Annotated in this window: 15 protein-coding genes; 11 read left to right on the top strand and 4 right to left on the bottom strand. The window is 43.3% G+C overall.

Going from position 1 to position 18,294, the window contains the following annotated elements; all coding sequences use genetic code 11:
- Positions 1-146 precede the first annotated feature (146 nt).
- The 5 genes from PHF32_03270 (at position 147) to PHF32_03290 (ending at position 9,597) form a co-directional block, all read left to right on the top strand.
- Positions 147-419, top strand: a complete 273-nt coding sequence (locus PHF32_03270; protein ID MDD4559749.1) for an iron-only hydrogenase system regulator — start codon at positions 147-149, stop codon at positions 417-419.
- Positions 409-1,818, top strand: coding sequence for a [FeFe] hydrogenase H-cluster radical SAM maturase HydG (hydG, locus tag PHF32_03275; GenBank protein ID MDD4559750.1), 1,410 nt, complete (start codon positions 409-411; stop codon positions 1,816-1,818). Before PHF32_03270 ends, hydG begins: the two co-directional genes overlap by 11 nt.
- 234 nt (positions 1,819-2,052) lie before the next feature.
- Complete coding sequence (gene trxA / locus PHF32_03280; protein MDD4559751.1) at positions 2,053-2,361, top strand: thioredoxin; 309 nt, start codon at positions 2,053-2,055, stop codon at positions 2,359-2,361.
- A 6-nt stretch (positions 2,362-2,367) separates the two neighbouring features.
- A complete protein-coding gene (locus PHF32_03285; protein ID MDD4559752.1) occupies positions 2,368-3,270 on the top strand; it encodes a lysophospholipid acyltransferase family protein in 903 nt (300 codons plus the stop codon).
- A gap of 873 nt (positions 3,271-4,143) precedes the next feature.
- The gene (locus PHF32_03290; protein MDD4559753.1) at positions 4,144-9,597 is read left to right on the top strand and encodes an ATP-binding protein; all 5,454 of its coding nucleotides are present in this window, start codon (positions 4,144-4,146) and stop codon (positions 9,595-9,597) included.
- 54 nt (positions 9,598-9,651) lie between these two features.
- Here PHF32_03290 and gltX read toward each other — a convergent pair whose 3' ends face one another.
- The 4 genes from gltX to PHF32_03310 are packed head-to-tail and all read right to left on the bottom strand — an operon-like array spanning position 9,652 to position 13,697.
- Entirely contained in the window at positions 9,652-11,076 is a 1,425-nt protein-coding gene (gene gltX / locus PHF32_03295; GenBank protein MDD4559754.1) for a glutamate--tRNA ligase, read from the bottom strand.
- A complete protein-coding gene (locus PHF32_03300) occupies positions 11,073-11,636 on the bottom strand; it encodes a hypothetical protein (protein ID MDD4559755.1) in 564 nt (187 codons plus the stop codon). The genes gltX and PHF32_03300 overlap by 4 nt, the downstream gene beginning before the upstream one ends.
- Entirely contained in the window at positions 11,617-13,107 is a 1,491-nt protein-coding gene (locus tag PHF32_03305) for an amidohydrolase family protein (protein ID MDD4559756.1), read from the bottom strand. Before PHF32_03305 ends, PHF32_03300 begins: the two co-directional genes overlap by 20 nt.
- A complete protein-coding gene (locus PHF32_03310; GenBank protein MDD4559757.1) occupies positions 13,104-13,697 on the bottom strand; it encodes a Maf family protein in 594 nt (197 codons plus the stop codon). Before PHF32_03310 ends, PHF32_03305 begins: the two co-directional genes overlap by 4 nt.
- A 141-nt stretch (positions 13,698-13,838) precedes the next feature.
- Here PHF32_03310 and serC point away from each other — a divergent pair, with 141 nt between their 5' ends.
- The 6 genes from serC (at position 13,839) to cdaA (ending at position 18,294) form a co-directional block, all read left to right on the top strand.
- Entirely contained in the window at positions 13,839-14,924 is a 1,086-nt protein-coding gene (gene serC, locus PHF32_03315; GenBank protein ID MDD4559758.1) for a 3-phosphoserine/phosphohydroxythreonine transaminase, read from the top strand.
- A gap of 125 nt (positions 14,925-15,049) precedes the next feature.
- Positions 15,050-15,664 (top strand): MotA/TolQ/ExbB proton channel family protein, encoded by a 615-nt coding sequence (locus PHF32_03320; protein MDD4559759.1) that lies wholly within the window; start codon positions 15,050-15,052, stop codon positions 15,662-15,664.
- A complete protein-coding gene (locus tag PHF32_03325) occupies positions 15,661-16,062 on the top strand; it encodes a biopolymer transporter ExbD (protein MDD4559760.1) in 402 nt (133 codons plus the stop codon). The genes PHF32_03320 and PHF32_03325 overlap by 4 nt, the downstream gene beginning before the upstream one ends.
- Positions 16,059-16,706: a hypothetical protein gene (locus PHF32_03330; protein MDD4559761.1), complete on the top strand. Its 648-nt coding sequence runs from the start codon at positions 16,059-16,061 to the stop codon at positions 16,704-16,706. The genes PHF32_03325 and PHF32_03330 overlap by 4 nt, the downstream gene beginning before the upstream one ends.
- Positions 16,707-16,711: 5 nt before the next feature.
- Positions 16,712-17,548: a dihydropteroate synthase gene (gene folP / locus PHF32_03335; protein ID MDD4559762.1), complete on the top strand. Its 837-nt coding sequence runs from the start codon at positions 16,712-16,714 to the stop codon at positions 17,546-17,548.
- On the top strand, positions 17,548-18,294 hold the full coding sequence (gene cdaA / locus PHF32_03340) for a diadenylate cyclase CdaA (protein ID MDD4559763.1): 747 nt from the start codon (positions 17,548-17,550) through the stop codon (positions 18,292-18,294). The genes folP and cdaA overlap by 1 nt, the downstream gene beginning before the upstream one ends.

An 18,294-nucleotide genomic window follows, 5' to 3' on the forward strand; every position in this document is an offset into this window, starting at 1 on the left:
ATAATTTTCTCTTGCCAGATTTCATCTCCATTTTATCATGGTACAAAATACCTGCGATGAGAGATTCGTTCTGGCATCAAGGGTGGAATGAAATCCTCCTGATTGTGCCATCAAAGTATTCTCTTTTCGCTATCATTGGAAGAATTATGACAGTAAGAAGACATGTGGTAACCATCATCGTAGATGATATCGAAAAGGCCTTTCAACCTGTTAGTGAAATGCTGCATAGTCATGCCCCGCATATATTGTTGCGGGTGGGCTATCCTATGCGGGATTGGGGTGCATCTGTTATCTTTCTGATCATGGAAATGGAAACTTCCGAGATGGGAGCATTTTCTGGAAAGATGGGCATGTTGGACGGTGTGAGAGTGAAAACACAGACTTTGAAAATTGAACCAGGAGATAAAAATGAAGATTAGCACAGAAGGAATCAAATCCTTTATCCCAGATGCCACGATCGAAGCTTTGCTGGAAAGTGAAAAAAACGCTTCCGCAAGCAGAATCAGGGACATCATCCAAAAGTCACTGGATAAGAACAGATTGGAACCAGCAGAAACCGCAGCTCTAGTCAACGTTAAAGATCCAGAATTGCGAAAGATGATCATGGAAGGGGCACATGAACTGAAGGAACGGATATATGGAAACCGTATTGTTCTATTTGCACCTCTTTACGTGGGTAACGAATGTGTAAACGACTGCGTTTATTGCGGATTTCGTATATCGAACAAAGAATGCCAACGCAGCACCCTCAGTCACGAACAATTGGTTGAAGAAACCAAATCTTTGGTTGAGACGGGACATAAACGTCTTATCATGGTCTATGGTGAGCATCCGATGTATGATCCGAAGTACATCGCGGAGACAGTGCAAACGGTATATGACACCAAATACAAGAAGGGTGAAATTCGCAGAGTAAACATAAACGCTGCTCCCATGGATATTGAAGGGTACAGGGTGGTTAAGTCTGTTGGTATCGGAACCTATCAAATATTCCAGGAGACATACCACCAGAAGACTTATGAAAAACTACATCCCAAGGGTCCAAAGAGCAGCTTTCTGTGGCGCTTGGACGGCTTAGACCGTGCCATGAAGGCAGGGATCGACGATCTGGGCATTGGTGCGTTGATGGGTTTGTATGATTGGCGCTTTGAGGTAATGTCATTATTGTATCATACCATTCATTTGGAAGATACCTTTGGCGTAGGTCCTCATACCATTTCATTCCCGCGCATCGAACCTGCCATTGGAACCGCTTTTACCCAGCATCCTCCTTTCAGGGTATCGGATGAAGACTTCAAACTGTTGGTAGCTGTTATTCGTCTCAGCGTACCTTATACCGGCATGATTCTTACGGCTCGCGAATCAATTGAAATTCGCAATGAAGTTCTGCGCTTTGGAGTCTCGCAAATCGATGCCGGAAGCTCAATCGGTGTAGGCGATTATTCACACAAGGATGATGAGTCTCGCAAAAAATCCCAGTTTGTACTGGGTGATACGCGATCTTTGGACGATGTGATCTATGAACTTGCTAAAGGTGGTTACATCCCATCGTTTTGCACTTCCTGTTACAGAGCTGGTAGAACGGGTGAGCATTTTATGGAATTTGCCATCCCCGGTTTTGTGAAAAGGTTTTGCACTCCCAATGCTCTGCTTACTTTTGCGGAATACCTCTTCGATTTCTCATCAGAGCGTACCCGCAAGAGCGGATTAGAGTTAATTGACAGGGAGATTGCCAAGATCGAAGATCCCAAGATGAAGCAATCCGTGATTGAGAAACTGACCGAGTTGAAAGCTGGAAACAGAGATCTCTTTTTCTAATAAAGCCTGGACATACTTGTAGCTTTGCCAGAGCACACGAGATCGTGAACTCCCCGATCCTAAACGATTATGGTTTGGGGAGTTTGCTTTTCCAGCAAGCAATCTGTATAATCGTAGCTCAACAATGAATCAGTTGAAACCTGTTTTGGGTTACAATTAGTCGATTGCCATTAGGAGCTTGCATGGAGTCAGGATGCACTTATCTTCTCTATAAAGGACAATAAGGAGTATCACATGATAATAGAAGTTACAGATACGAACTTTTCTGATGTTATTGCACAAGGACAGGTTATCATTGATTTCTGGGCTCCATGGTGTGGCCCATGCAATATGATTGCTCCCATTTTGGAAGAATTGGCATCCGAGCATCAAGATATTACAATCGGTAAAGTAAATGTGGACGATTATCCCGAACTAGCTGGAAAGCATAGTGTGATGAGTATTCCCACTCTTTTGTTTTTTCGAGATGGTATACTGCAGGACAGTTCCATCGGTGCTGTGTCCAAAAATGTGTTGATGAACAAACTGAATGTGCTGAGCTGATAAACTTTGAAGACCAATAGTAAAGCCATTCAGAACGCCTTGGAGTACTATCCATTTAGAGCTTTGATAGCCCTGCTTGGTGCATTACCCTACAGGATTTGCAGAGCGATCATTATGTTTCTATTCATGACCATCGGTTATCATCTGCGCATTCGCAGGGATGTAGCTGATACTCAGATCAGACATGTGTATCCCACTTGGTCTACAGCCAAAATAAACTGCTTGATCAGAGGAATCTATCGTCAAATGGCCTTGAACATATTAGAAGAGTACTTTATGGACGATAGTGCCTTAAGCGAAAAGTCGATTATCGTAGGCTCCGAATATATGCAAGAAGCTCGAAATCTAGGCAAAGGAGTCTTGATGGCAGCAGCTCATTTCGGAAACTGGGAAGCAGCAAGGATTCTACCGCTCCAGGGAATTCCTCTAAGCGTGATTGTAAAGAAACAACGGAATACACTCTTTGATGCCTACACAAATGCCATCAGAACACGTAGCGGAATGCATATTATCGATATGAAGCATGGTCTGCGCAAAATCATCTCCGACCTTTCTGAAAAGCGCGTTGTAGCAATTATGGCAGACCAAAATGCCGGTAGCAAAGGTATCATTCTGGATTTTTTGGGATATCCCGCTTCACACTGGAAAGGTGTGGCAAAGCTAAGCTTGCGTTATCAGATTCCCATTGTCCCCGGTTTTGTGATCCGGAGTCCTGAAGACAAAATCATCTTTGAGTTTTCCAAAATGATATACCATCCGGAACTGGAAGACAATGAAGAGAATATTGCCATCATCCTTAATAAGATAATTCGCATAACGGAAGACTACATCCATAAATACCCCGATCATTGGTTTTGGGTACACAAACGCTGGAAGCACGGCTACGATATGTTCAAGGGAAAAAAGTGATCTGAGCATCATAGAACTATCGTTATGTAACCCCTTTTTCCAAACTTGGAACACTACAAACACTCTAGAACCGTAAACGGTAGAAGATTATAAGCATTGTTGTGCAACTATAGCGAGTAATTGGGGAGCTTAAATGCACGGAGTTCAAGACACCTATGCTATCTATCTCTGTTAAAATAAACTAAGGGGTGGCTTGGACTTCGTGTAATGCAGAGAATTCACCACAGATATTGAAGTACATTAGACCTTATAACTATAGATATACTATAAGATATAAGGTCAAATGAAATCCAATCGCATTATCCGAGTTAAAACTCGAAAACTATCCAGTGTCATGTCAGGCTTGGTGTGGTATTCCACGAATTGCCACAGCGACCCAAGGGAGCTTTTGAATCATTCTCCTCTTTCCCTTTGTTCTATGCAGTGTTGAAGCTGATATCAAGCCGTTATCATCCTGTGTTCCCTCGATGATCACCCGATAATATCAGGTTCAAGTATCGATAAACCAGAGGAGGAATGAAGCTTTTGAACCGTTTGGTAGATGTATCAATGTGCTGGAGTTCAAGATACCTATGCTATATATCCCTGTTAAAATAAGTTAAAGGGTGGTTTAGACTTCAGGCAATTCATAGAATATACCCCTGTAACTGAAGTCCATTTGACCGCATAACGTATAGGTATACAATAAGAAACGTAAGGTCAAATGAACTCCATTTTCTAAGTTTAATCGTTTGTTAAAAGTATCAGCCAAATTTGGGTATGGCAGCCTAGCAGCAGAACGACATTCGTACCTTGAAGAGTCACTAGGAAAGATTCTGATTGACAGTATGATTTATGTGGAAAAATAGGCTTATCATGCTATGGGAGCAGTTGATGTACATAGATCATCGTTATGAAGTTTTGGAGAGTCTCGGATCGGGAAGCTGGGCGAATGTATATAAAGTTCGGGATATCCGCACAAACAAACTATATAGTCTGAAGCTGTTTCAATATCTATCATCAGAAGAGCTTTACCGCTATTTTAGTGCGGAAGATATGCATCACATCACAAAGATAGAGCATCCCAATTTATCTCATGTTGTGGATTTTGGACACGTGGGTGACCACATCTACTTCATATCGGATTATTTTGAAGGCAAGACCCTAGTCAACTATCGATTCTCCAAAGCCAGGATCAGTTTTATCTATGACATTGTAGTCCAGATCTCATACGCTTTACATGCCCTGCACAATCAGAATATTCTGCACAAAGACCTCAAACTGGAGAATGTATTGTATCGCATGGAAGGCCCTCATATCGTGATCAATCTAATAGATTATGGTTTTTCTAAGGTAGATCCTTCGCGAGACAGTCAGCATGTATCTGGAACATTACCCTACATTGCTCCAGAATTGCTAATGGGGCAACAAGCTACCGAGCGCAGTGATTTCTACAGCCTGGGTGTGTTGTTGTATCGCCTTTGTACTGGTTCATTTCCTTTTAGTGTGGATCAATTGAATGCTCTGATAACGGGTGGGCATCAGTACTTTATTCCCAATTTTCCTTCCTCGCTTAATAAGAGCATACCACCAGAACTGGAGCGCTTTATTCTACGGCTTTTGGAACGTAATCCAGAGAACAGGTTTCAAAGCGGTCAGGAGATCATTGGTTATATAAACCGAATTCATCACGATGAATACCCGTTTTCTGCATCTTGGTCCATTGTAAACACTTTACGTTTCAATAGTTATATTGTGCGGGGTAAGTATTCTCATCAGATCCTTGATTTTGTCCCTTCCGTTTGTGAAGCAAATGGTAAGATTATCTCCGTGATAGGGGGAGACGGTCTCGGGAAAGACAGTATATTATCCCTATTCCGCTATCATTTGTTGGGCGGTGAATTTTTCCTTTTCGATTACTCCTGCACTCGCACTGAACATGAAGCCTTTTTCGCACTGATCAAGGAATATGTGCAGTCTCTCAGTGATGAAGAGGTAGAAGGTCATGAATTTCTGGCACAGATATCGAAAAAATTTAAACAATACCTGTTTGGTGAAGAGCAAGAAGCTAAAGCACTCAGTCAGAGCGCAGAAGAGCTCAAATTGGATTTTGAAAGCGTAAAGAGTCTCCTAGTTCATCTATCAGAGCATAAGCCCATCATATTCATCATTCGCAACTTCCATTATGTGAATCGGCACACCATAGATTTCATCAACTTCATGTCTCCGATCCTGATACAGAAAAAGATGATGATTGTGCTATCCTGCAACGACTTTAATAAAGTCAGCCAGATCAATCATACGGTGATGATTAATCTTCCTTTCTTGAACATTGATGAAAGTAAATCCTACATAGACAAGCTGCTACCTGTGCCTGCACCAGATAATATATGTGAAGAGCTATATCGGAGAAGCTCTGGTAATCCCCACTTCATCCGTGAAATTCTTATCGATCTGGTGCAGAGGAAAAGCATAGTATTGGAAGATGAAGTCATCTTTCCGGAGAGCCTTAAATATTATCAACTGCCCTCACGCCTCCTGCACTCGATCTATTCCAGAATGAGCCATCTTACTTCTCAAAATTATGCCTTACTGCAAAAGCTAAGCATCGTACAGACCCCCTTGAGCCGGGAATTGATTATTTACATACTCAAGTTGAAGGATACCGAACTCTACAACCTGCTGAATGATGCCACCTACAACGAGATACTCAGCAAGAAAGGCAAGTACTACAGTTTTAGCTTCATAGAAGCAAAAGACCGTATGTTCTCGGAATCTGACCACAAGGTTCATGTGCTGGTATCAAAACGGATTTTGAAGTTTTATGCCCGAAAAGAGATCATTGACAAAGACACCTGCTTGGGATTGATCGAAAATGCATTCATTGCACAGGATCTGCAATCTGCCCGCACGTATTATTTGAAGCTCTCAAATCTCTTGAGCGAAGACTATGAACAGTCTCAGGCTTACGATGCCATGTTAAGTGTTCTCAAACTGGATTTCGATCCTCGCACTGAAGTAGAAACCAAAGATGTGATAAATGATCTGGCAATCTTTCAAGAAAAGACTGAACTAACTGGCTTTTTTGAGCGCGCTGGATTTTTACTGGACAACGCAGACCAGATACCCGAGTTGTTTGAGAAATATCACAGTATCGGCACTATACTCTTTATGCGTGAAGATCTTAAAGCCGCACTAGAGAGCTTCCAAAAAGCAGAAAGCCTTATTATTACAGGTAAGCAACAACTTCTGGTTTGGATAGGTTACATTCAAGTATATCTGCGTTCTGAGCCGGAAAAAGCTAAGCAGTATCTGGATCTTGCGCTGGCATCTAAATTACCTCTTGATTTGCATATAGTCTTTACTGATCGCCTGGCAGTGTATTACGGACAAAAGAAAGACTATGACCGTGCAATTAAGACTCTTGAAGACTTTTTGGAGACTATACCTCCGGAGCACGATTCCCGGGTAATGGTTCGCCTGGCTTCCATGCACAATGATCTGGGGGTATTCCACAGCGATCTGAAGAACATCGACGAAGCCACTGAACACCTGAATATGGCTCTCAGCATCTGGAAACGATACAACATCAGGCGTTTCTGGGGACTTATCTACAATAACCTTTCGGATCTCTATCTCAAACAAGGCATCACAGTGCAATCAAGCAGTTACTCCCAGCTGGCATACAAATACGCAAATGAGCTGAATCTCACCACCATAAAAGCCTTGGCACTATTGAATCAAGGTGAGGCCAAGATCAAAATGGGTGAGTTTAGAGAAGCTGAAACCCTATTGATTTCTTGCCGCGATTTGATCCGATCCATCAGTAGTGTGACCTATATTGATTCTATCCAGCGAAACTTGGCACTGGCAAAAAGTAAAATAAAGGGTTTTGGTCATTACTACGAGTTTATTCTTGAAAGTCAACCGGAACTTACCCGAGGAAAATTGCGTGAGATAAATCCTTTAGTGAAGACATATTTCTATTATCTAAGCGAAATGATGAGTACCAAGAAACTTCGCAAACTTCTAAGCAGCAACGTTCAAATCGATTTCAAGCATCTGCATGAAGAGGAGTTTCATCACAATGTACTAAGCTTGATTGCTATGTCCGAACATGACTATGAGAAAGCTCTGGCGGAATTGAAGCTAGCAATCCGCCATGCTGGCGAGATCAATAATACTTACGCCATAAATGTGTTTTATATCTTGGAAACTGCCTGTCATTATGGTTTGGGTGACTATGAAAAAGCCCAGGAATTGATCGATAAAGCGCGCTTAATATCAGAAGAGAACCACTATCGCTATTGGTTATGCAAATTGGACATTCTGCAACTGCGAGTGGACTTGATGAATGAGAAGATTCCCTTACGAGAGATTTTGCGGAAGGTTAAAAAGTATTTCCTTGAATGGCAGGAATATGAATACTATCAGCTCTTTGTTGAGCTGTATCAGATACGTATCCAGGTTTTACTGGAACTGAAACAAGACGATCATGCAGAACATAGTTACGCAGAATACCAAGGCTATTTGGAACAAATTACTGAGAATACACCTGAAGATGATAGAAGCAACTACCTGGAAGTAAACCTATATAAACTTAATCAACTCCGCAAGTTCAATCTGATTCCTGTGAAGTCTCGAGCCAAGGACCTTAGACACAAGTGGAACGAGCTCCTCTTCAACATAGCAAACGTTTACAATGTGGATCGCATCAAATTCCTTATTGGAAAAGGTATCCATGAAGTTTTGAGCCCTTGGCAGTTCAGATTGATGGAATATAGTGACAGAATTCAGAATTACACTACTTTCCATCAATACAATAGTTCTCAATCCAGCGTGGTTGATCCGCAATTGGGGCAGGACATCGATAAAGCTATGCGTAATGAGAATCTTGTGTTGAGCGTGATTGATGGTAAGAACATGGCGATAATACCTCTGCAAACAGGCATGAAACGAGTGGGTTATCTTGCATTGAATGATGATGGGGAATTGCCTTTTACCAAGCAGGAAATATCTATTATGCGCAACATCAAACAGCACCTCTCTGCTCTGATAGTGCGCATTCAAGATTTCTCGGAAATAACTCTGCGCATCCAAAAGATGAACGATTTGATGAAGATCTCTCATGAAATGATGCGCATTGTGGAAATCAGCGATCTGGAACATGAGATTGTCTCCAGTGCCATAGATTTTACAAATGCCGGTAGAGGTTTTCTGATCAAAAAGGATAGCGACGGTAACAACATCTATAAAGTGCAGATTGACAGGCAAAAACAGATTCTGGGCAACGTCGCTGGAGTCAGCAAGTCTGTACTTTCGCTCTCACAAAGCACTCTGGAGATGGTCAGTACTTATAATGCTTTGGAGGACAACCGATTCAAAGCTGCGATAAGCGTTCAGGATTTTCAGCTTCACACCATATTCTGTGTGCCCATAACGGTTGATGAAAGTATCTTTGGCTTCCTATATCTTGATAATATGGATGACAATAGCAGGGGTATGTATCTTAAACAAGAGATCATTACACTATTTATAGAACAGATTTCCATTGCCATTAAAAACGCGATGCTATACGAAAGCATTCTGCAAAAAAGCACGGAGTTAAACTCCTTTGAGATGCTTAAGGATGAGTTTATGGCGATAGTCTCGCACGAACTCAATACTCCATTGACTACTTTACAGAGCTATGTGTCGCGCCTGAAACGCAATTTATACGTGGATGAAGATGAACGTAAGGACATCTTGAACAAGATCGAGAATTCCGTAAAAAAACTGATCATGACCACCGGAGATATCAACACCATGAACAATTACAATCTGAAAAAGAGTCTTAGTATGGCTGCTGTTGATATCTCGGAAATCCTGGAACTGATTCAGCAAGAAGTGGAAATACTATCACGGAAACGGAAGATGTTCATCCGCTTGGAGATAGAAAAAGACCTTCCTCCGATAATGGTGAACTGGGAAGCACTGCATCTGATGATCTATAATCTGGTTTTGAACGCGATTCGATTTACCAATGATTTTGGCACAGTGGTGATTGGAGCGCGTAAAGCAGCATTTCAACAGGAAAAACTGGAAGGTAAGGATAGCATGGTGATCTATGTTCAAGACAACGGTATCGGCATTCCAGAGTATCAATTGAAGAATGTTTTCCGCAAGTTCTATGAACTCAATGAAATCTATGCTCACAAATCTGGTACTGTGGAGTATCGTTCCAGCGGGCTGGGATTGGGACTATCTACCTCAAAACGTATAGCTGAACTGCATAAAGGCAAGATCTGGATCAGAAGCAAGGAGAATGAAGGAACTACTGTATTTGTAACCATGCCACTAAAGCATTAGAAGCTGTTCGTTCAGTGAATGTACTGATATTCTAATAGATGGAACTACGGGCGATCAATCGAGCAGGAAAGCACTGAGTCTTTTAACAGCTTCATCCTTTCCCAGGATCGATACTGTTGTGAACATGTCCGGTCCGTGTTGCTGACCAATCAATGCCAGTCTGAGAGGCAGATAAAAGTTCTTTCCTTTGATACCCAGTTCTGCTATCCCGCGATTCGCTAGCTCTGAAATTGCTTCTTCGGATTCCGTAGTGGCAACCAATGCTTCCACATACCATCTCAGTACTTTTTGCGAGCTTTCACAGCGGATAAACTCAAGGTCTTTCTCACATATGGGTGTGGGGGAGAGGAACATCTTGGAATACTCTGCCAACTCAGGCAGCAAAGTACATCTTTCCCGCGCAGCTGAGATAATTCTATGGTATGTATCGATATCTTTGATATCCAATGCGTCGAACCATGGTAGAGCGCGTTCGGCAACTGTCTCCAAAGGCAGACTGCGCAGATATTGGCCATTCATCCAATCCAGCTTGGATAGGTCAAAGATGGCTCCTGCTTTATTCACTCTCTCCAAGTCAAAAGCTTCACATAGTTCATCCAATGTGTATAGCTCACGATCGTCAACAGAATGCCACCCCAAGAGAGCTACAAAGTTTAATAATGCTTCTTTCAAGTAGCCTTTCTGTAGATAGCTATCAACGGATACATCGTTCATACGCTTGCTCAATTTGCTTCTATCCGTGTTCAGGATCAGGGGCAGATGTACCCATTGAGGTGCATCCCATCCTAGACATTCATACAGCCAGATATGCTTTGGAGTGGAGGATAGCCACTCTTCACCACGAATGACATGCGAGATTTGCATATAGTGATCGTCCACTGTTGCTGCCAAATGATAGGTTGGAAATCCGTCTGATTTGATCAACACTTGATCATCGCTTTGCGAGGCATCCATTTCCACATGACCACGAATTACGTCATCAAAACCAAATCTACGGTTGTCAGGCATTTTTAAGCGTATCACGCTGGATTCTCCGGCTGAGAGTTTGGCCTGTACTTCTTCCTTACTGAGCTCCAGGCATCTGCGGTCATACTTCACAAATTCTCCTCGAGCCTGCTGATCCTCCCTCATCTTCTGCAATGTATCAGGACTACAAAAGCAATGGTAAGCATGATTGCTTCTTACCAGTTCATCAGCATGTTTGCGATACAGTTCCAATCTTTCTGATTGTATGTAGGGGCCGAACTCGCCGCCTTGTACCGGGCTTTCATCAAAATCGATGCCCAGTTCATGGAGTGTGTTGATTAGCATTTCTGCTGCTCCGCTTACTTCGCGGCTTTGGTCCGTATCTTCAATGCGGAGGATGCATTTACCTCCAGTCTTGCGGGCAAAAAGGTAGTCGTACAGTGCGGTTCTCAATCCGCCAATATGCAGATAGCCAGTTGGGCTGGGGGCAAAACGAACTCGAATGGTTTTCATGTATTTAGCTCCAAAAAATCTTCTCGATATTGCTTCAAACTCATATCAACTAAACGGTAATGGGGTTCGTAATGTTGATGGAACAGCTTGGAATGAGAGGGCAGTTCACCTCTCTCTGCCAAGGAATCGGCCAATTGCCAGGCTTCAGGACTTGCAGGCAGCGCATTACTCAAAAGGTGTCTGTTGTTCCGCCAGCGTTCACGGAAGTCTTGTCTCACATCTTCGCATAGCATACAAGAAGCAAGAATCCAATTACTCAAGCTTTCAATTCTTTCATTGAGTCTATCAACGCTACCATCATGCTTGATAGAACTCAGGCTGATCCTGGTATAACCAGGGCCAATATCCTGATAGTGAGGAAGATATGGTTCTGTGATCCGCCAGATTTCTGCGCTTATCCCCAGACAGAGTTGTTTGAAATCCCGCACTATATGAAAAGGGCCGTATAGGGCCTGATAAAGCAGTTTATACAGATCAACAGGTTCCAGAAACGGATGCAGACGAAGCTCTTCAGATACCATGCTTTCGATTTCTGACTGATCAATCTGACATATTTTCATATAGAACTTGTTCTTTTTTGACCACCATTACTACTTTTTGTGCCAAATCTGGTTCTTTCGCTGAAGGTATATAATTTAACATGGTAAAATCCGCATCCATGCCTTTTTTTATCTCTCCCCAACGATGTTCATCATGAGACAAGCGAGCTGCATTGCTGGAGTAGATTTGCACTGCTTCGGCAAGGCTCAGCCGCTCATGGGGATTGTGGTGATTCATGGCGGCATAAAGAGACTTTCGGATGTCCAACTCCGTGATATACCAATCCGAAGAGCCGGTGATTGAGATGCCGAGGTTCATCATACTCTTAAACCGATTCATGCTTCGGGAACGTTCCGGACCCAACATTTGTGCATAGAATCCCTTGTCTCCACCCCAAAGCATATCAAACGCAGGCTGCATTACTGGAATCGCTGTAGAATCCTGGATTTGGCTCAGTAAATCGTTGTCCGTTACTTCACAGTGGATCAATTGATGCCGCAGATCCCTGTAATCCTCTTGCGCCAGTTTGAGATACACGTTATTTATCTGGCTGATAGCGCGATCTCCGATGCAATGAACTCCCACTTGAAGATTGTGATTATGAGCTTTACTGATGAAGTCGTACCAAAACTGATCGCTTTGGTACAGAGTACCAAAAATTGGCCGTCCTTGATAAGGCTGGAAGAATGCTGCAGTGAGGCTGCCAATTGAGCCGTCGGCAAGGATACATCCCCCGATTCTGGTTGCGCCCATATCCAATGCGGCTTCAATATTGAAAGATTGGGGGTACAGGACATAATCCACGGCAAGCTCAAACAGATGCTTTTCTAAGAGATCGTAATGCCCCATGGACATATCGGCATCACCTACCATAGTGTGAACGGTTCCAAAGCCTCCCTTCAAAGCAATCTGAGAAGCTGATTGATATGACCTTAGGATGAGCTCATTATCCAAATTGCTGTGAAACCAATGCACTGCTTTGTCGTTCTCTACACCTTTCAGTATATCGTCTTCACAAAAGGCTTTCCGGATTGTGCGGGTAATATTGTTGAAGGCAAAGGTATTTATTATGCAGCAATGTCCGTCGATTCTTCTTAAAACCAGGTTCTTGTCCGGCACTACTTTATCCAGTTCTGCTTTGGTTGGGAAGCGGCCTTCAGTGATTTTCCTCTCATCGAAGTTCCAGGCGAACACACAATTACCCTTGTCAACGCTGCCCTCGGCGATCATCGTAAATACATCCTCCAGATTTCGAGCTGAAGAAAGGTCTATCATCAGGGAATACAAGCCGCCTTCAAAGCTATGAGTATGAGTATCTATGAATCCCGGAAATACATAAGCGCCATGTAAATCTATGCCAAAGAGGTTGTTATCAAGATCACAATCTTGATACACGATATCCTTAATCTTCCCTTTTTCACAAAGGATTCCCCGCACATCCTCATCGAATGCATTGCCTATCCAAAAATGACCATTATAAAAGTAGTTCACAGTTTGCCTTCCAGTTTCATATTGCTGATGGTTTCGTAAAACCTGCGTACTGGGAAGCCCATCACGTTGAAGTAACAGCCTTCGATACGAGTAATAAATTGACTGCCAAAACCCTGAATACCATAAGCTCCGGCTTTGTCCATGGGTTCTTGGGTAAGTATATAGTCTTCAATTTCGTTGTCATTCAAAGGCGCAAAGAATACTTTAGTGCTTTCATAAGCGAACCTTTGATACTCTAGGCTACCAATGCAGATGCCTGTTATCACCATATGGCCTTTTCCGCTTAGAGATTTTAAGTAACTGCGCGCTTCCAAAGCATCAACAGGTTTACCCAAGATATGGTTTTCCAATACTACGATAGTATCAGCGGCAACCACCAAGTCCTGACTACCGGCACTGGCTAGAATAGCGCTACACTTATTCTTTGCATGCATCATCGCTTGTAGGGCGGGATCTTCTCCCGAGATTGGCTCATCGATGTCGCTTATGCGTATTTTGCACTCAATTCCCAAGAGCGCAAAAATTTCTTTGCGTCGAGGAGAGGCAGATGCCAGGATAACCTTATAATTCTTTAATATCTTATCTATCATTGGATTATTCCTTTGAGTCACACTTGGCAAGACCCATTATACGTCAACAAAATTCTCATGAGTAAAAAAATAGCTTGCCTGAAAGAATAGCATCTGAAATCCTTGCACCAAAGTACAAAAAATACATCCAGGAGGATCCAAATGGAACGCGTACACAATTTCAACGCGGGACCCGCAGTGCTCCCCGAAGAAGTTCTTCGTGAAGCTCAGGCAGACCTATTCAATTATAAAGGCATGGGCCTTTCCGTGATGGAGATGAGCCATCGCAGCAAAGAATTCCAAGCTATTATCGACGAAACTCACGCAGCCGTAAAACGCATTTACGGTCTTGGTGATGATTATGATGTCCTTTTCCTGCAAGGCGGCGCCAGCATGCAGTTCTTGATGGTGCCGATGAACTTCATTCCGGAAGGTAAGGTAGGAAACTACATCAATACCGGTGTATGGAGCAAGAAGGCCATCTCTGAAGCAAAAAAGATAGGCAAAGCTCATCATGTGGCAGCCAGTTCGGAAGACAAGAAATTTAGCTATATTCCCAAAAGCTATGAACTATCGGAAAATCCAGCTTACTTGCATATCACTACAAACAACACCATCTATGGTACCGAATGGCATCATGATCCGGATGTTGTCTCCGGTGTTCCTTTGATTGCCGATATGAGCTCGAACTTCATGAGCAAACCCATCGATGTGAAAAAGTATTCCATGATCTATGCCGGTGCTCAGAAGAACGTTGGTCCCGCCGGATGCGTGGTTGTGATCATTAAAAAAGACTACCTTGTCACTGCCCAGAAAGACCTGCCCTCCATGTTGGACTACAATGTCCACGCCAGCAAAGGTTCCATGTACAATACTCCTCCCTGCTTCACTATCTACATGATTGGTCTGGTGCTGAAATGGATTGAAGATATGGGCGGACTCACCAAGGTTGCCCAGAACAATCAAGCTAAAGCTAAATACATCTATGATGTGATCGATGCTTCCAACGGCTTCTACAAAGGGGCTGCAGTGAAAGAAGACCGTTCATTGATGAATATTACCTTCAATCTGGGTACCGAGGAACTTGAAGCTCTCTTTGTAAGCGAAGCCAAGAAAGCCGGAATGATCGGTCTGAAAGGACATCGCGACGTAGGCGGCTGCCGTGCCAGCACCTACAATTCACTCCCTCTGAACGCAACTTACGTTCTGGCAGAGTTCATGAAAGACTTCATGAAGAACCACGGATAAAAAAGATATAGAAAACAATAGCGGGAGCCCTTCTTTTAGCTGATGCTTATTTTGTGGGACTAAAAACCTGCACAATTGAGTAGCACGAAGAAGGGCATCTTTATTAGAATGAACTATGAGGTATTATGACTGTTCTTTCTCTTATGCTTCGCGGTGGCATCTTGATGTATGTGCTACTTCTCTTGTCAATTGCAGTGATCGCCATCGTAATCGAGAAGTATCGCCAGATCTTCAGAGTGCTGAAGAGCAATAAAAAGCTATTGAAGCACCTGGAACCATATAATGATCCCTCTTCGCTCAGGAAGGCCCTCTCCGAAGTTGATTCCGATAGCCCCATGGCAGTAATGCTGGATAAGCTTATCAATGCCAAAACTGATGATAGTGAATTGATAACCCAGAGCATGGAGACCGCTGCTCAGAGTGAGCTGCATAAACTGGAAAAAGGTATGGGATGGCTTAGCACCTTTGCAGCGATAGCCCCTCTTATAGGTTTTCTGGGTACGGTTATCGGCATGGTTCGCGTCTTCATGAGCATCCAGATTCACAGCAGCGGGGGAGTGGATATCAGTTTACTTGCCGGTGGTATCTGGGAAGCACTTTTGACCACTATTGGCGGTTTGATTGTTGGCATTGTCGCGATCATATTCTACAATGACATAGTTCAAAACCTGGAAAACATCGTAAAGACGATGCAGGAAAGTGGAGTAGAATACACTATCCGTATGAGGAAGCAATCGTGAAATTAGAGCTCTCCAAGAAAAAGATTAGCTCCACCGTTCTGATATCGATGACCGACGTTGTCTTCCTCCTGATTATCTTTCTCTTGATTGCCTCAAATTTTAGTAGCCAAAACGGATTACCGGTAAAGCTGCCAGGCTCCAAAACAGCGAGCCGGCACAGTCTGCAAAACATATCCATAACCTATTTTTCCGATGACAGGGTCTATTATAACAATGAAGCCATCTCCTTCGAGCAGTTAGATGAACGCCTCAGAAAGGACTATCAAAGCCCAGATCAGGTTGTAAGGCTCTCAGCAGAGGAAAATCTACCTTTGCAAAAGTTGATCAATCTGATGGATACCATACGTAGCTCCGGATTCGAGAAAATCTTTGTAGCCACAGAGGTGGAAGGTCAGTGAAATCCAGCAAAGCTTATAGTCCATATCTTATCTCCGGATTCATTCATCTGCTTCTATTGCTATTACTTGGCTTCCTGTATATCAACATTGATACTCGGCAAAGATGGCATCAGTTTGAGTGGATCACCGAGATGGAACCTGGTGTGGTAGGCAAAGCATTTCCCCAAGCAGAATTCGGCGAGGATAGCACAAAACCATCCGATCCAACAGCTTCTGAGGAGGTCGAGCCCACTACTCCTCTTATTGAGAATCCGCATTGGGAAAACACAGAACAGCAAAATGTAATCATAGATCCCAGTACAATCAGCCGTGATAACATCTCAGCTCTTAAGGACGACGGCCGGGTTGGTAATGGCGAATCCCTGGCCTATTCATCAAGTCTGATTGAAGGTGGGGCAGATGTCTTTTTTATCAGGGAAACAATCCCCTCTATCACGCCATTGATGGACGATAGTGTGGTGGTGGAATTTAGCATTAACCGGGATGGAACTGTGGATATGAACAGCATCAAAGTCATTTCTTATCGCAAGGCGGAACATTGGTACTCTTTGTATGAAGCCATGCGAAGCTGGCGTTTTGGCTTCACTGGTGCATACAATCCCCGTAAGCTCTATCAAATCCGGTGCAATTTCCGCTTGAAGTAGCTGCTATGTTGAAAGATATCTTTAAATCTATTAGCATCCCCAGTATCATGGGAATACTCAACCTTACCGAAGATTCATTTTCAGATGGTGGAAGATACCTTAGCACAGACTCCGCAATAAGCTACGCGCAAGAGTTGATCTTTGCCGGAGCGACAATTTTGGATATTGGTGCTGAATCCACACGACCAGGTTCAAAGGAAGTCTCTGCCGAACTCGAATGGGGGAGGATTGAACCTGTATTGACCAAGTTGAAGCAAAGCTTTCCCCATATACAGATATCCATCGATACGCAAAAAGCTTCTGTGGCACGCAAAGCCATAGCATTGGGTGCGGACATCATCAACGATGTCTCCGCTTTACGTAATGATCCTGATATGGTGCAGGTATTAGCAGAAGCCAAAGATACGCGTTTGGTTCTCATGCATATGCAGGGCAGGCCAGAAAACATGCAAGATAAACCTGAGTATCAAGATGTAGTGAAAGAGGTTCACGACTTTCTGAAAGAACGCAGTGAATATGCTATAATGATGGGAATCTATCCCCAGCGTCTGATCCTGGATCCGGGCATCGGATTTGGAAAGAATTTGGAGCATAATCTGAAGCTGTTATCATCTCTGGACAGCTTCAATGATCTGAATATACCCTTACTCTTGGGCACTTCGCGAAAACGCTTTATCGATGAGATAACTCGATCCGAAGTTCATCGACGCATCGGTGGAACACTCACAACCACAATGCTTGCTTGCCTCAGCAAAGCGCAGATCATCCGAGTCCACGACGTATATGAACATGCACAATTCCTCAAAGTGCTTGCCGCAGTTGCAGTTATGGGAGAAACATAATGGAATTTCTCATTCCACGCTTCAAAGATATTGTAGATATATTCATTATAGCCTTTTTAATCTACCAATCGCTACTCATCATACGCAAGTCCGGTGGCTATCAGGTACTGTGGGGTTTGCTCTTCCTGTTGGTACTCTACTTTATAGCAAGCTTATTCGAATTGAAGGTGCTTTCAGGTTTGCTAAGCGGCATACGTACCTATTGGATTATGGCTATAGTAATCCTCTTTCAACCTGAACTACGCACCATCATTTCCAATCTAAATCTTGCCAAGGAACTGAAGTCCGTCTTTACTCGAGGAGAAAAGTCCTCACTCTATACGCCTTTGATCGATGCGGTTTCATCTATGAGCTTTCGAAAGACTGGCGCTCTCATAGTCCTGGAAAACAAACGCAAACTGAATGAATATATCCAGGCTGGTGAACAGATCGACTCACTGATCTCCATGCGGCTGATACTTACCATTTTCAATACCAAAACTGTTCTTCACGACGGAGCCATCATTATCAGGGGAAACCGGATTATGGCAGCTAAAGTAGTATTACCACTCTCCAAAAACTCCGAGTACTCCCGTAAGTTTGGCACACGCCATCTGGCGGGAATCGGGATCACGGAGATTTCCGACGCCATAGCCGTCATTGTATCGGAACAAACTGGGCAGGTCTCAGTTGCTCGTGGCGGACAAATCACTCAGAACATTGCCTTTGAAGAATTGATGCAGATCATCAGCGATGCCGGAAAATAG

Source organism: Candidatus Cloacimonadota bacterium, from assembly GCA_028706475.1.
Taxonomy (GTDB): Bacteria; Cloacimonadota; Cloacimonadia; order Cloacimonadales; family Cloacimonadaceae; genus UBA5456.

What these genes read in the sequence shown, in the direction of transcription:
- PHF32_03320 (MDD4559759.1), top strand. Translation starts at nt 15,050, where the DNA reads ATGACTGTTCTTTCTCTTATGCTTCGCGGTGGCATCTTGATGTATGTG.
- trxA (MDD4559751.1), top strand. Translation starts at nt 2,053, where the DNA reads ATGATAATAGAAGTTACAGATACGAACTTTTCTGATGTTATTGCACAA.
- hydG (MDD4559750.1), top strand. Translation starts at nt 409, where the DNA reads ATGAAGATTAGCACAGAAGGAATCAAATCCTTTATCCCAGATGCCACG.
- folP (MDD4559762.1), top strand. Translation starts at nt 16,712, where the DNA reads ATGTTGAAAGATATCTTTAAATCTATTAGCATCCCCAGTATCATGGGA.
- PHF32_03310 (MDD4559757.1), bottom strand. Translation starts at nt 13,697, where the DNA reads ATGATAGATAAGATATTAAAGAATTATAAGGTTATCCTGGCATCTGCC.
- PHF32_03290 (MDD4559753.1), top strand. Translation starts at nt 4,144, where the DNA reads ATGTACATAGATCATCGTTATGAAGTTTTGGAGAGTCTCGGATCGGGA.
- gltX (MDD4559754.1), bottom strand. Translation starts at nt 11,076, where the DNA reads ATGAAAACCATTCGAGTTCGTTTTGCCCCCAGCCCAACTGGCTATCTG.
- serC (MDD4559758.1), top strand. Translation starts at nt 13,839, where the DNA reads ATGGAACGCGTACACAATTTCAACGCGGGACCCGCAGTGCTCCCCGAA.
- PHF32_03270 (MDD4559749.1), top strand. Translation starts at nt 147, where the DNA reads ATGACAGTAAGAAGACATGTGGTAACCATCATCGTAGATGATATCGAA.
- cdaA (MDD4559763.1), top strand. Translation starts at nt 17,548, where the DNA reads ATGGAATTTCTCATTCCACGCTTCAAAGATATTGTAGATATATTCATT.
- PHF32_03300 (MDD4559755.1), bottom strand. Translation starts at nt 11,636, where the DNA reads ATGAAAATATGTCAGATTGATCAGTCAGAAATCGAAAGCATGGTATCT.